13 protein-coding genes, 1 tRNA gene and 1 riboswitch are annotated in these 11,344 nt (G+C 57.6%); of the genes, 11 read left to right on the forward strand and 3 right to left on the reverse strand.

All coding sequences use genetic code 11. The annotated features are described in order from the left end of the window. Window positions 1–59: 59 nt before the first annotated feature. Complete coding sequence (rrtA, locus tag OKC41_RS18935) at window positions 60–638, reverse strand: rhombosortase (RefSeq protein WP_223915160.1); 579 nt, start codon at window positions 636–638, stop codon at window positions 60–62. Between rrtA and OKC41_RS18940 the strand changes: the two genes are divergently transcribed. The 5 genes from OKC41_RS18940 to OKC41_RS18960 all read left to right on the forward strand — a co-directional run bounded on the left by OKC41_RS18940 (window position 604) and on the right by OKC41_RS18960 (window position 3,512). Further along, window positions 604–1,257 (forward strand): tRNA-uridine aminocarboxypropyltransferase, encoded by a 654-nt coding sequence (locus tag OKC41_RS18940; protein ID WP_201893775.1) that lies wholly within the window; start codon window positions 604–606, stop codon window positions 1,255–1,257. The two genes, rrtA and OKC41_RS18940, sit on opposite strands and share 35 nt — an antisense overlap. Before the next feature lie 22 nt (window positions 1,258–1,279). Then, window positions 1,280–1,987: a 7-cyano-7-deazaguanine synthase QueC gene (gene queC / locus OKC41_RS18945; protein ID WP_103858891.1), complete on the forward strand. Its 708-nt coding sequence runs from the start codon at window positions 1,280–1,282 to the stop codon at window positions 1,985–1,987. A 61-nt stretch (window positions 1,988–2,048) separates the two neighbouring features. Then, complete coding sequence (gene queE / locus OKC41_RS18950; RefSeq protein ID WP_010674994.1) at window positions 2,049–2,720, forward strand: 7-carboxy-7-deazaguanine synthase QueE; 672 nt, start codon at window positions 2,049–2,051, stop codon at window positions 2,718–2,720. Between the two features lies 1 nt (window position 2,721). Continuing rightward, window positions 2,722–2,952: a DUF3820 family protein gene (locus OKC41_RS18955; RefSeq protein WP_039038687.1), complete on the forward strand. Its 231-nt coding sequence runs from the start codon at window positions 2,722–2,724 to the stop codon at window positions 2,950–2,952. After that, a complete protein-coding gene (locus OKC41_RS18960) occupies window positions 2,949–3,512 on the forward strand; it encodes a cob(I)yrinic acid a,c-diamide adenosyltransferase (RefSeq protein WP_041211547.1) in 564 nt (187 codons plus the stop codon). The genes OKC41_RS18955 and OKC41_RS18960 overlap by 4 nt, the downstream gene beginning before the upstream one ends. A gap of 79 nt (window positions 3,513–3,591) precedes the next feature. Here the strand turns inward: OKC41_RS18960 and OKC41_RS18965 are convergent, their stop codons facing one another. Further along, window positions 3,592–3,990 (reverse strand): H-NS family nucleoid-associated regulatory protein, encoded by a 399-nt coding sequence (locus OKC41_RS18965; RefSeq protein ID WP_270672271.1) that lies wholly within the window; start codon window positions 3,988–3,990, stop codon window positions 3,592–3,594. 317 nt (window positions 3,991–4,307) lie between these two features. Beyond that, window positions 4,308–4,479, forward strand: a riboswitch (Lysine riboswitch). A gap of 87 nt (window positions 4,480–4,566) precedes the next feature. On the opposite strand from OKC41_RS18965, the gene OKC41_RS18970 reads away from it, so the two are divergent. Continuing rightward, window positions 4,567–6,147 carry a Na+/H+ antiporter NhaC family protein gene (locus OKC41_RS18970; protein ID WP_041211545.1) on the forward strand — a complete coding sequence of 527 codons (1,581 nt, stop codon included), beginning with the start codon at window positions 4,567–4,569 and terminating at the stop codon, window positions 6,145–6,147. Window positions 6,148–6,232: 85 nt separating this feature from the next. After that, window positions 6,233–6,814, forward strand: a complete 582-nt coding sequence (locus OKC41_RS18975) for a thymidine kinase (RefSeq protein ID WP_010674989.1) — start codon at window positions 6,233–6,235, stop codon at window positions 6,812–6,814. Between the two features lie 70 nt (window positions 6,815–6,884). On the opposite strand, the gene OKC41_RS18980 is transcribed toward OKC41_RS18975, so the two are convergent. Beyond that, window positions 6,885–8,222 carry a flavohemoglobin expression-modulating QEGLA motif protein gene (locus OKC41_RS18980; RefSeq protein WP_048207843.1) on the reverse strand — a complete coding sequence of 446 codons (1,338 nt, stop codon included), beginning with the start codon at window positions 8,220–8,222 and terminating at the stop codon, window positions 6,885–6,887. 155 nt (window positions 8,223–8,377) lie between these two features. On the opposite strand from OKC41_RS18980, the gene OKC41_RS18985 reads away from it, so the two are divergent. The 4 genes from OKC41_RS18985 to OKC41_RS19000 all read left to right on the forward strand — a co-directional run. After that, complete coding sequence (locus OKC41_RS18985) at window positions 8,378–8,833, forward strand: YbjN domain-containing protein (RefSeq protein WP_160839247.1); 456 nt, start codon at window positions 8,378–8,380, stop codon at window positions 8,831–8,833. A gap of 247 nt (window positions 8,834–9,080) precedes the next feature. Further along, a tRNA-Ser gene (locus OKC41_RS18990) sits at window positions 9,081–9,168 on the forward strand. Window positions 9,169–9,259: 91 nt separating this feature from the next. Then, window positions 9,260–10,657: a site-specific integrase gene (locus OKC41_RS18995; RefSeq protein ID WP_111912225.1), complete on the forward strand. Its 1,398-nt coding sequence runs from the start codon at window positions 9,260–9,262 to the stop codon at window positions 10,655–10,657. Between the two features lie 244 nt (window positions 10,658–10,901). After that, window positions 10,902–11,344 (forward strand): phage integrase N-terminal SAM-like domain-containing protein (locus OKC41_RS19000; RefSeq protein WP_270672273.1); only part of this gene is annotated, 443 nt, incomplete at its 3' end.

An 11,344-nucleotide genomic window follows, 5' to 3' on the forward strand; every position in this document is an offset into this window, starting at 1 on the left:
CGGATCCCAGATCCGGCCTGCTGCATTTTGGCCGTGGGATGGCCTTGCCTATAGGGAGCTCAGGAGTGGACGGCCTGGGCGTCCAGACGAATGGGGAAGAGGCCGAGGAGCAGGCCGGCGAGTGCGCCGATGAAGTGTGACTCGATGTGTACCCTGGCACCGATCAAGGCGGAGACAGGGCTCTCGCCGGCACTGTAAAAGTCCACACCGAGCTTGATGGCGACGCCCGCCAGCATCAGCCAGCCGGAGTGACGGCGAAAGCGGATGTCCTGCATGGCACCCCATACGAACAAGCCGTGCAGCAGGCCGGAGAGTCCCATGTACCACTGGGTTTGCGGGCAGCCCCACCAGATGCCGAGTCCGACCGCCGTTCCCAGCAGCAGCAACAGCACAGGCAGGCGCCATCCCGTCAGGTACTCCTGAAACAGGCTGTAGAGCACGGCCAGACCGCTCAGGTTGAGCAGCAGGTGCCATCCATTGGTGTGTGCCAGATTGCCTGTTATGATGCGCCACCCTTCGCCCTGGGCGATCAGGTCGCGATCGAAGGCGAGCTGATGATTTGGCACGGTGAAAAAGAGCAAGGCAGTGACGAGCGAAAGCGCGATGACCCAGAGCAGACCCGATTTTCCTGACAACATGAAGCAGCCCAACGACAAAGAGAGCCGATACTGTACACGCTGTACCCGGGCCCTCAAAGCGTGCCTGTGCGATTATATTCAGCGGGTGCCGAACCTGGCTGCGCTCCATATCCTGCAACACCCTGCCGAAGTAGGTCACCCCAAGGGGACGGCGGCGTTGCTGGCGGCGTCCCTGTCCGATGTGCGCATCCATGTGGGGGAGGACTTTTCCGACGACGAAGTGCTCAATGCCCTGCTTGCCGACCCCGCTGTCCAGTGCTACGTGCTGTGGCCCGATGAGGAGGCCCTGACCCTGATACAGGCAAGGGAGCATCTCCTGAGGCGTGGGCGCACCGTGCGAGCCCACTTCATCCTCCTCGATGGCACCTGGCGCAAAGCCTATCGCATGTTGCACAGCTCGCCTGCACTGCTCGGGTTGCCGCGGATCACCCTCGGCGCCATTGCCGGGCAATATTCCATTCGCAAGAAGCCCTTTGAGGAGGCACTGTCCACCCTGGAAGCGGGCTACCATCTGTTGTCCCGGTGGGAAGGAGAGCCTGAGCGCTTCGCCCCGCTGATGACCCTGTTTACCCATTTGAACCGGCAGTGGCATGACTTTGCACAAGGCCGCCGCCGTTGAGTTGCCCAGAGGAGTGAAAAACATGAAAAAAGCCGTCGTGGTCTTCAGTGGCGGGCAGGACAGCACCACCTGTCTGGTGCAGGCACAGGCCCGCTATGACGAAGTGCATGCCATCACCTTCGATTACGGCCAGCGCCATCGGGCGGAGATTGACACCGCCCGCCATCTGGCGACGGCGCTCGGGATCGCCGCCCACAAGGTAATGGATGTGACCATGCTCGGGGAGCTGGCCATCTCTGCGTTGACCCGGGACGACATACCGGTGAGCTTCGAGCTTCAGGAGAACGGCCTGCCCAACACCTTCGTGCCGGGACGCAACATCCTGTTCCTGACCCTGGCGGCCATCTATGCCTATCAGGTGGGCGCCGAGGCCGTGATCACCGGGGTGTGCGAGACCGACTTTTCCGGCTATCCCGATTGCCGCGACGACTTCGTCAAGGCGCTCAATCAGGCGGTCTCCCTGGGGCTGGATCGCCCCATCCGCTTCGAAACCCCCCTGATGTGGCTCGACAAGGCCGAAACCTGGGCGCTGGCGGATCATTACGGTCACCTCGATACCGTGCGTCACCAGACGCTTACTTGCTACAACGGTGTCCAGGGAGATGGTTGCGGGGCCTGTCCGGCCTGCGAGCTGCGTCGCCGTGGCCTGGATCACTATCTGGCTGACAAGAGCGGCATCCGTGCCAGACTTTACGAGAAGAGCGGACTGGGCGAGAAAAGCGGATCCTGAGCCTGTGCCTAGCCCGGGTTTGGGGTATAATCCGCCCCTTTTGCAGCAAGTCGTGACCAAGATGCACTACCCAATCAACGAGATCTTCCAGACCATCCAGGGGGAGGGGGTATTTACCGGCCTGCCCGCCATCTTCGTTCGCCTTCAGGGCTGCCCGGTGGGCTGCCCCTGGTGCGATACCCGCCACACCTGGGTGGTGGACCCCGAGCGTGAGGTGGCCCCTGGCGAGGTACTCGATCGTTCCAATGAGTCCGACGGCTGGAGCAAGATGAGCACGGAAGATATTCTGGCCAGCTTTACCCGGCTCGGTTACCGGGCCCGTCACGTGGTGTTGACCGGTGGTGAGCCCTGCCTCTACGACTTGCGCGAGCTATCTTCGGCCCTGGTGGCATCGGGTTATCAGGTGCAGATCGAAACCAGCGGGACCAGCGAGGTGCTGACCCATGAGCAGACCTGGGTGACTGTTTCCCCCAAGATCGGCATGAAGGGTGGGTTGCCGGTGCTGGTCTCTGCACTGGAGCGGGCCAACGAGATCAAGCACCCGGTGGCCACCGAGCACCATATCGAGGAGCTGGATGCCCTGCTGGCCACCGCCCGGCTGCGCCCCGATGTGATGATTGCGCTGCAACCCATCAGCCAGAAAGCCAGGGCCACGGAGCTGGCCATGGCGACCTGCATCGCCCGTAACTGGCGACTCTCCATCCAGACCCATAAATACCTGAATATCGATTGATATGGATGGACTCAGCGATGAGCGCATCTTGCTGACGCTGGCCAGCAAGATGCCTTACGGGAAATACAAGGGGCGGCGCATCATCGATATTCCCGAGCCCTATCTGGTATGGATGGCGCGAAGCGGTTTTCCAGCCGGTACCCTGGGCCAGTCTCTGGCACTGGCCTACGAGATAAAGCTCAATGGACTCGAGTCCATGATTATTCCCATTATTAACAGGATGTCAGAATGAGAATATATACAAGGCAAGGGGACAAGGGGCTCACGCGACTGGCCGATGGCACTTCCCTGGCCAAAGACGATAAACGTGTCGAGACCTATGGCGCCATCGACGAGCTGAATTCCCAAATAGGCTTGTTGATGGCTGAAATACCCGCCGGGGAGACGACTCTCCTGGCCGATCTCATATTGTTGCAGCAGGAGCTGTTTGATCTGGGGGGGGAGCTGGCATTTTCCAGTGAATCACAAACGGATACGCTGTGGCAGGTGAACGAGGCTTGGACGAACAGGCTCGAGCAACAGATCGATGCCTACAGTGCCGGGTTGCCGGTGCTGCGCAATTTTATTTTGCCGAGCGGTTCGCGGGCGGCGGCCCAGGCACATGTGGTGCGTACCCTGACCCGTCGCTGCGAGCGCCTGCTGCTTGGGTTGAGCCGCGTAGAGCGGGTGAATCCGGCCGTTTTGCCCTACCTCAACCGGCTGAGCGACTGGTTTTTCACCATCGCCCGATACCTGCTGGTATCGTCGGGTACCCCGGAGATCCTCTGGGTCAAGGCGGCTGACAGAGGCTGACCACCGCACGAAGCAGCAATAAAAAAACCTCGCCTTGCGAGGTTTTTTTATTGCTGTGGAAAGGGGTCTGATATTGCTGTCAGATAGCAAAGGCTTCCACGGATTTGCCTTCAGCAACGGCCTTGGCAATGACCGAGGGCATGCGGCCCTGACCGGTCCAGGTTTTTTCCACGCCATTGTCCAGATAACGATATTTGGCGGGGCGGGGCGCACGTTTGCTGACCTTGGTATTCTCGGACACCACGGTGTTGACCAATTCGGCGGGATCGATCCCTGCGGCCTTCAGCATTTCGGCATATTCGGCAATTTTCTTTTGATGTTCTTCACGGGCCTGGCGTTCGGCGGATTCATCTTGCCGACGTTCATCGACGATGGCGGAGAGCTTTTCCAAGCCTTCTTCCAGTTGTTCCAGCGTCAAATCGCGGCAAGCTGCACGCAGGCTACGGATATTCAACAGCACTTTCAGAAATTCGTTCATATTGGCTACCACGCGAGCAAAATATTAAGGGAAGAACTGGTTTTTCGATAATTTATAGGGGTGATTGGCACCAAGTCAAGCCTGCCAAAATAATTAATTAGGCTGATAAATTAAGTCTTGAAATAGATATGAAGGATATTTTTTTCCGTTTGACGGGCCAACATCTTCGAATGGATTCATGTCAGATGAAAATATCGCCAGCGGAGTCTTTGATGAACCATTTGACTACCTTTAAAGATATGGGGGCCACAGAAACCTTGAAATTTAATCAAAAAACTTGCTATCACCCGGTGGCTCGATAAAATGTGCCGCGAATACCTTTAAGTAGAGGCGCGCTGCCTATGAGTAACCGAGCGGAGGGTGATGCCTGCGATGCTCGATGAAAGGAGTCGGCGCCGAAGTGACCAGGCCATCATACCGGGTTGCTGGTTCTGCATCTAATAGGTGCAGGACTGCCATAGTCATCCACTATGGAGCGCTACCTGAAGGGGCTGAGGAGTATACCCTCCCCATGGGTTTTGTTTCTTTGATCCTCTCGGTAGATCTCCACCTGTTGTCTTTAGGTGCAAAGAGATCATGGACATCGTTCATTACGCCGACTCCGGTTGGTCCGTCGTTCCCCCCCTGCTGGCCGTTGCGCTGGCGATCATCACCCGCCGCGTCCTGGTGTCGCTGGGGGTGGGCATAGTCGCAGGCAGCCTGCTGCTCAACCAGTTCTCTCCCCTTGCGTCCCTGCATTACATGCTCGACACCGTGCTCAGGATCTTCTGGGTCGACGGTGCGCTCAATCGTGACAACGTCAACATGATCCTCTTCATGTTGCTGCTGGGCGGCCTCATCAGCCTGATGAGCGTCTCCGGTGCGACCCGGGCGTTTGCCGAGTGGGCGGAGCGCCGCGCCAAGACCCGCAAGGGTGCCAAGTCCCTGACCGGTCTGATGGTGTTCGCCTTCTTCATCGACGACTTCTTCCACAGTCTGTCGGTGGGGGCCATCTGCCGTCCGGTGACCGATCGCTTCCAGATCTCCCGCGCCAAGCTGGCCTATCTGCTGGACTCCACCGCCGCGCCGGTCTGCGTGCTGATGCCGATCTCCTCCTGGGGGGCCTACATCATCGCCCTCGTCGGCGGCATCATGGCGGCTCATGGTCTGACCGACCAGAGCCCCATCTCCGCCTTCGTCGAAATGATCCCCATGAACCTCTATGCGGTGTTCACCCTGATCATGGTGCTGGTGGTGATCGCCTTCCAGCTCGACATCGGCCCCATGCGTCAGCATGAGCAGTGGGCACTGGAGGGCAAGCTGTGGGACGAGTCCAAGGGGCGCCCTATCGGGCTCGACATGGAGAGCCCGGAGGAGAGCAATGGCGGCATGATTGACATGGTGCTGCCCATCCTGACCCTGACCCTGGCCACCGTCTATTTCATGATTGACTCCGGGGCTGCGGTGCTGGCCGACAAGGGGCTGCCGTTCAGCGTGCTCGGTTCCTTCGAGAACACCAATGTCGGCTCCTCCCTGGTCTATGGTGCCCTGTGCAGCCTGGTGGTCTCCATCGGTCTGGCCATGCGCCTCAAGCTCGGGGCAAGCAACTGGATGAAGGCGGCTCCGCAGGGGATCATGGCCATGCTGCCCGCCATCAACATCCTGCTGTTCGCCTGGACCATCGGCGCCGTGGTGCGCGATGTGGAAACCGGTAAATACCTGGCCTCCCTGGCCAATGGCAATCTACCGGTGGAAGTGCTGCCCGCCGTGGTCTTCGTGCTCTCCTGCGCCATGGCGTTTGCCACCGGCACCAGCTGGGGCACCTTCGGCATCATGCTGCCGCTGGCCGGCGACATGGCGGCCGCCAGCGACATCAGTCTGATGCTGCCCATGCTGGCCGCCGTACTGGCAGGGTCCGTGTTCGGGGATCACAGCTCCCCCATCTCCAGCACCAGCATCCTGTCTGCCACCGGGGCCGGTTGCCATCACATCGATCACGTGATGACCCAGCTGCCCTATGCCCTGGCCATCGCCTTTGGCGCTGCGCTCGGCTACCTGGTGATGGGGCTGATGCACTCCGCGCTGGCCGGTTTCACCGTGAGCGGGCTCTGGTTCCTGATCTTCTCCGGTTACCATTTGCGCAAAGCCCGGGCGTATAGCGCCGTGGCAGTCGCATAAGAGAACAAGGGGCCTGCGGGCCCCTTGGTTTTGGCAGGGGCTTTGGTTAGCATGCGCCCCATCACTCCCGTTTCGGAACCCCATCATGGCTTCACTGCACTACAAATTTGCCACCATGAACTCAGGCAAATCGACCCAGCTCATCCAGGCCCACTTCAACTATCTGGAGCGTGGCATGTATCCGCTGGCCATGACGCCCGCCATCGACGATCGCTTCGGTGCCGGCGTCATCAGTGCCAGGGTCGGCCTTGAGCTGAAAGTGGAGGTGTTCAGCGACAGCTGCGATCTCTTCGAGATGGTCAAGGCGCGTCACGCAAAGCGGCACATCGATGTCTTCATCGTTGACGAGGCGCAGTTCCTGACCCGTGAGCAGGTCTACCAGCTCGCCCGCATCGTCGATGAGCAGGACATTCCGGTGATCGCCTATGGCCTCAAGACCGATTTTCGCGGTGAACTGTTCCCCGGCTCCTACCACCTGCTCTGTCTGGCGGACAAGTTCGAGGAGCTAAAAAGCATCTGCTGGTGCGGCAACAAGGCCCACATGAACTCGCGGGTCAACGAGGCGGGGCAGGTGATGCGCGACGGTGAGCAGGTGGAGATCGGCGGCAACGATCGCTATGTGTCGCTCTGCCGCAAGCACTATCTGGAAGGACGGGCCTTCAAGTAACCCGTGGCTGGCTCGTGCAGCCTGGACACCAAAGAGGGCGCCCATCTGGCGCCCTCTTTGTCTATGGGAGTCAGTCGATCTCTATGTCGACAGGGGCGATGATGGGGTCGGCCGCCGGGAGGCGGTGGAAGAGCTGGCGAAAATGCTGCTGTACCCGGCCTATGTCCACCAGGGACATGCCGGAGGCGAAGCCGAACCAGACGTAGAGCCCGGTGAGGTCGCGAAACATGGGAGGGAGGTAGCGAGGGGCGTCGATGAGCCCCTCCAGATAGTGCTGATAGAGCACGGGGATGTCGTCCAGGGTCACCTTGCCGACGAACAGCATGGGCAGGATCTCCGGCACTCCCTCCAGCACGGCACTGCGAATGAAGTTCACCGTCTCCACATAGCCCTTCACATAGGAGAGATCCTTGGTAAAGCAGGCGCCCCCCTCGACCATGCCACCGCGAAACACCCGCTGGGTGATCTTGTAGGCGTCGTGCTCGCTGGCCCCCTTGGCCACGAAGTGGCGGAACACCTCGATGAAATCGGCGCCACGCTCCGCCATGTCGATGGCCATGACCCGATCCGAGATGCGCTTGGCCCTGTCCGGGAAGGAGCTGAACGTGAGGGTCTCGATGAGTACTGCCAACCCCTCCTGACAGGCGGTGATGCGGGGTGAGCCGGCGCCGAGCCAGGTGGCGTAAGATTGCTGACGGCCGTTGAGGGTGGTGCCGACGTGAACCCAGCCTTCGTGTACCTCTAGCACCTGCAGATCGAGTTCCGAGAAACGGGCGTGGGAGTTGAGCTTGATGTAATCCCCACCGGCGGCGGCATCGGAGACGATGCCATCGCTGAGCTTGACCTGGACTGTGCCGTCGCTGAAGTAGCTCGACAGCTTGCCCTGCAACCTCGCGACAGCGGCGTCCCCCTCGAACTCCTTGGGGTAGGGGCGCACCAGGTGGCGGGCGCCGGGCAGGGAGAAGATGTCGCACAATCTGGCCCCCAGCTCCTTCAGGGTCTTGCGATCCCCGCGCAGGTGATCGCTTGCCGAGCCGTAGAGCCGCTGGCTGTAGCGCTGGAAGTCAGGCTGCCCGCGCTGGCGCAGCATCTCGATGACCACCATGTACTGATCCACCGTCTCTTGCAGGATCCGGCCGAGATCGTCCTGAGGGCCGAGGCGCCGGCGGATCCTGTCCCTCAACTCCTTGAGCTCAAGGTACTTGTTGCGGGGATCGAACCCCAGGGGGAGGGATTCATAGAAGTGCCTGTCGATGGCGGGCAGTGCCTTGCCGCCACTTGCCAGAAAGTCGCTCTGCAGGTGACGGGGCCATTTGATGGCATCCAGGATGCGGATGGGTTTTTGCAGGGCGAGCAGTTCATCCGAGAGGGATTTGAGGTGCAGGCGATATTTTTCTTGGATGGTCATCGGGCTCTTTGGAGGCGAGTGCGCTACGAGAATGGCTGAGTATAGGCACAGGGCCTGTCAAAAAGAAGCGAGACGACGGGGATCCGGCCTGTGTGCTTTTGGTTGTCTGAAAATTGGTTTAGACTGCGCCCCTTGATCTCTACCGTGTCGTGAAAATGATGAATATCCCCAGCTCTGAAATGATAATGCGTTGGTTGCAACAGGCCCGGATCGAGCACTATGTGTGCGATCAGTGTCATGGCATCCACATGGTCTCCCTGCAGTCCGTCGAGGGCATCCAGGAGAGCCGGATCTTCGTGGAAGAGGAAGGGCTGCTGTTCTCATCCGAGCTGGAGGTGCGCCCCTCATCGCTGCTGCCCCTGGTGGCCGAACTGGGTCGTCTCAACATGCAATATCCGTCCCTCAAGGTGTTCCTCGACATCATCGATGACAACCTGCCACGCCTCGTTGTGGGTCACACCGTCTTTACCAAGGCGGGTCTCACCGTCGAGCAGTTCCTGCTGTTCGTTGAAAGCACCACGGCAGCCACCCATGAAGTGGTTTCCGAATGTGAACGCCTTGGCTTCCTCAATCTGCCGGAAATCCAGGTCGCACCGGAATCCGTTCACTGACCTCAGCACCTGAACTGTGCGTTTAATGTGCGAACGGTTCGCTGCGGCTAAAAAGCCGTTGACGGCGGCGGGGCTTTCCCCTAAATTACGCCCCGTTCCAGCGCAACGGCGCAGCGAACACCGTGTTGGCTGAACACATTAAACCACAGACAAAATTTGGTGCGGTATCCGAGAGGCTGCCCACCGACGAAGTCGGCAAGATGCACGCGCAGCGTGCTGCGAAAGCCACTTAAAGCAGTAAAAATTTGGTGAGGTGTCCGAGTGGCTGAAGGAGCACGCCTGGAAAGTGTGTATACGGCAACGTATCGAGGGTTCGAATCCCTCCCTCACCGCCAAATTGAGTGTGAATCAACCCCATGAATTTCATGGGGTTTTTTCGTTTCTGGAGGAGCGAAAAGGCCAGTGTCACTATGAGGTGTCACGATCATGCCGAGCTACCTGCTGAAAAACCGAAACGGGAACTACTACACCCGCATTCCGTTTCCCCAATCCCTCCGCCTGTTAGGCTGCCCCCTAGAGATCCGAGTCTCCCTGCTCACCAAAGATCGAACTGAAGCCACGTTACGCAATCTGGTTGCAGCACATGGCATCAAGATAATGATGGGCAGATTACCCGCTCTCTTGAGGACTGACAGCCATCAGCCGACTGCCCGTTTTCGAGACCTTATCGCGCCGGATCTGGCTCGCTTACGCCAACAACTGCTTTCCTCTGCTAACGGACTTATTCAGTCGTCCCCACTTCCTTATAGTCAGCCCGATGACGTGTCAGCAGCATCCTGCTGCGACTCTCCAATGAGGGCATCGCAAGTACAGCCGCCTCTTGTACCGCGCCAGCATCTTGAACCAGCTGGTACAATGCCCAGGACCATGAGCCAGTTGCAGGCTGAGTTTCTGGAGCGTAAATCGCAGGACAACATTTCGCAACGCTCGCTCCAACAGCTCCAGACTCGTACAGAGGCTCTGATCCAGGCGGTTGGTGACGGCTTCTTCGTTCAGGCGTTGAAATACCAACACGTAGACTTGTTTGTGCGTAATCTCTCGACGGAGAGGTTGCTAAAGGCAAAAACGATCAGTGAATACCGGAGTGCTTGTGCGCAGATGCTGAACTTTGCTGTGCAGATGGAATATACGGCCAAAAATCCATTTGATCAGGTCAAAATCAGATGTGCGCAGCCCACCCCACGACAGCGCTGGGAGCCCACCCAGCTCAGGGCATTGTTCAGCTCGGTAAACTTCACCCAGCACGCTTACAGCAACGTCGATGACTATTGGATACCCCTGGTACTACTACACACTGGCGCACGGCCTGCGGAGATCTGTCAGCTACGTGTCAGTGATGTGATGACCCAGGATAATATCGCTTGCCTCAACATTACCGACGAGGGAGAGGCGCAGTCGATCAAAAACGGCAACAGCCGACGACTCGTACCCATCCACAGCAGGTTGATTGCGCTGGGATTCCTGCATTATGTCGAATTACGACGTAGGCAGGGCCATGTGCAGCTATTCAGTTGTACGGCTACAGGGGAGTTTGGCGAATGGACCAAAAATTTCGAGTGTCGCTTCTCCCGCTACCTGGGGAAACTGGGATTTGTGGCGGGGCAACGACCTACCGCCTATGGGTTCCGTCACACCGTTATTGATGAGCTGCAACAGCGTGATACACCCGAACATGCGGTCGCAGACCTGGCAGGACATAGCAAAATTGGTTTTACCTATAGCCATTATGGAAAAAAATCCACAGTGCAGCGTTTGCAGGCTGTAGTAGAACAATTAGATTTTTCTGATGCGCTTAAATTTGTTCTCCCTCACCGTCCAGAATAAGATTATTAAATAATATAAATAATTTCATCTGGACTATTTATATTGTTTTTTCTGGTGATGAATGACGCACATTAGGAATATCTAATAACCTGCCTTAAATTCCATTGAAATATTAGTAAAAATGGATATTGACAAGCCTGAAAAAATGTGATTTTGCGTGTTGACATGTCGTTTTGATGCGGTTAGTCTCACCGCAAATGACATGAGGATGGAGTTAATGGCGTATAGAAAAAACAGGATGGCGATGACGATTGAAGTGGCACTAAAAAATAATGTTCTTATTATGAAGCCGGCATATGCGCCAGCTACATTTAAGGCTTTTCGTCGCAAATCTGAACAGCTGAATAAATGGATTGGTAGGCAGAATATCTCTGATGTGACCGCAACCGACATGGGCCTCTTTTTGGCTAGGTTGCATCAGGAATATAGTAACAAAACTGTAAATCACTATCTCTCAATCTTGCGGCAGATATTCACTCGGGCTGTGGACGATAGGCTGATTGCCATGAGTCCGATACAAAATATAAAAACGTGTAAAACATCTTCCAACGATCCCGATCCATTTTTACAGCATGAGATCCAGGCTCTGAGGAGTTGCGAGGAGCATTATCCGATTGAGGTGGCATTAATCACCCTGGGAATCGGTACTGGGCTGCGAATTAGCGAACTCATGGCTCTTACTGTCGA

Source organism: Aeromonas sp. QDB17 (assembly GCF_027705305.1).
GTDB lineage: Bacteria > Pseudomonadota > Gammaproteobacteria > Enterobacterales > Aeromonadaceae > Aeromonas > Aeromonas caviae.

Excerpts from the sequence above, each read along its gene's own strand:
- queE (WP_010674994.1), top strand. The coding sequence starts at position 2,049 with ATGCACTACCCAATCAACGAGATCTTCCAGACCATCCAGGGGGAGGGG.
- OKC41_RS18985 (WP_160839247.1), top strand. The coding sequence starts at position 8,378 with ATGATGAATATCCCCAGCTCTGAAATGATAATGCGTTGGTTGCAACAG.
- OKC41_RS18940 (WP_201893775.1), top strand. The coding sequence starts at position 604 with ATGACCCAGAGCAGACCCGATTTTCCTGACAACATGAAGCAGCCCAAC.
- OKC41_RS18965 (WP_270672271.1), bottom strand. The coding sequence starts at position 3,990 with ATGAACGAATTTCTGAAAGTGCTGTTGAATATCCGTAGCCTGCGTGCA.
- OKC41_RS18980 (WP_048207843.1), bottom strand. The coding sequence starts at position 8,222 with ATGACCATCCAAGAAAAATATCGCCTGCACCTCAAATCCCTCTCGGAT.
- OKC41_RS18970 (WP_041211545.1), top strand. The coding sequence starts at position 4,567 with ATGGACATCGTTCATTACGCCGACTCCGGTTGGTCCGTCGTTCCCCCC.
- OKC41_RS18995 (WP_111912225.1), top strand. The coding sequence starts at position 9,260 with ATGCCGAGCTACCTGCTGAAAAACCGAAACGGGAACTACTACACCCGC.
- OKC41_RS18960 (WP_041211547.1), top strand. The coding sequence starts at position 2,949 with ATGAGAATATATACAAGGCAAGGGGACAAGGGGCTCACGCGACTGGCC.
- OKC41_RS18975 (WP_010674989.1), top strand. The coding sequence starts at position 6,233 with ATGGCTTCACTGCACTACAAATTTGCCACCATGAACTCAGGCAAATCG.
- queC (WP_103858891.1), top strand. The coding sequence starts at position 1,280 with ATGAAAAAAGCCGTCGTGGTCTTCAGTGGCGGGCAGGACAGCACCACC.
- OKC41_RS18955 (WP_039038687.1), top strand. The coding sequence starts at position 2,722 with ATGGATGGACTCAGCGATGAGCGCATCTTGCTGACGCTGGCCAGCAAG.
- rrtA (WP_223915160.1), bottom strand. The coding sequence starts at position 638 with ATGTTGTCAGGAAAATCGGGTCTGCTCTGGGTCATCGCGCTTTCGCTC.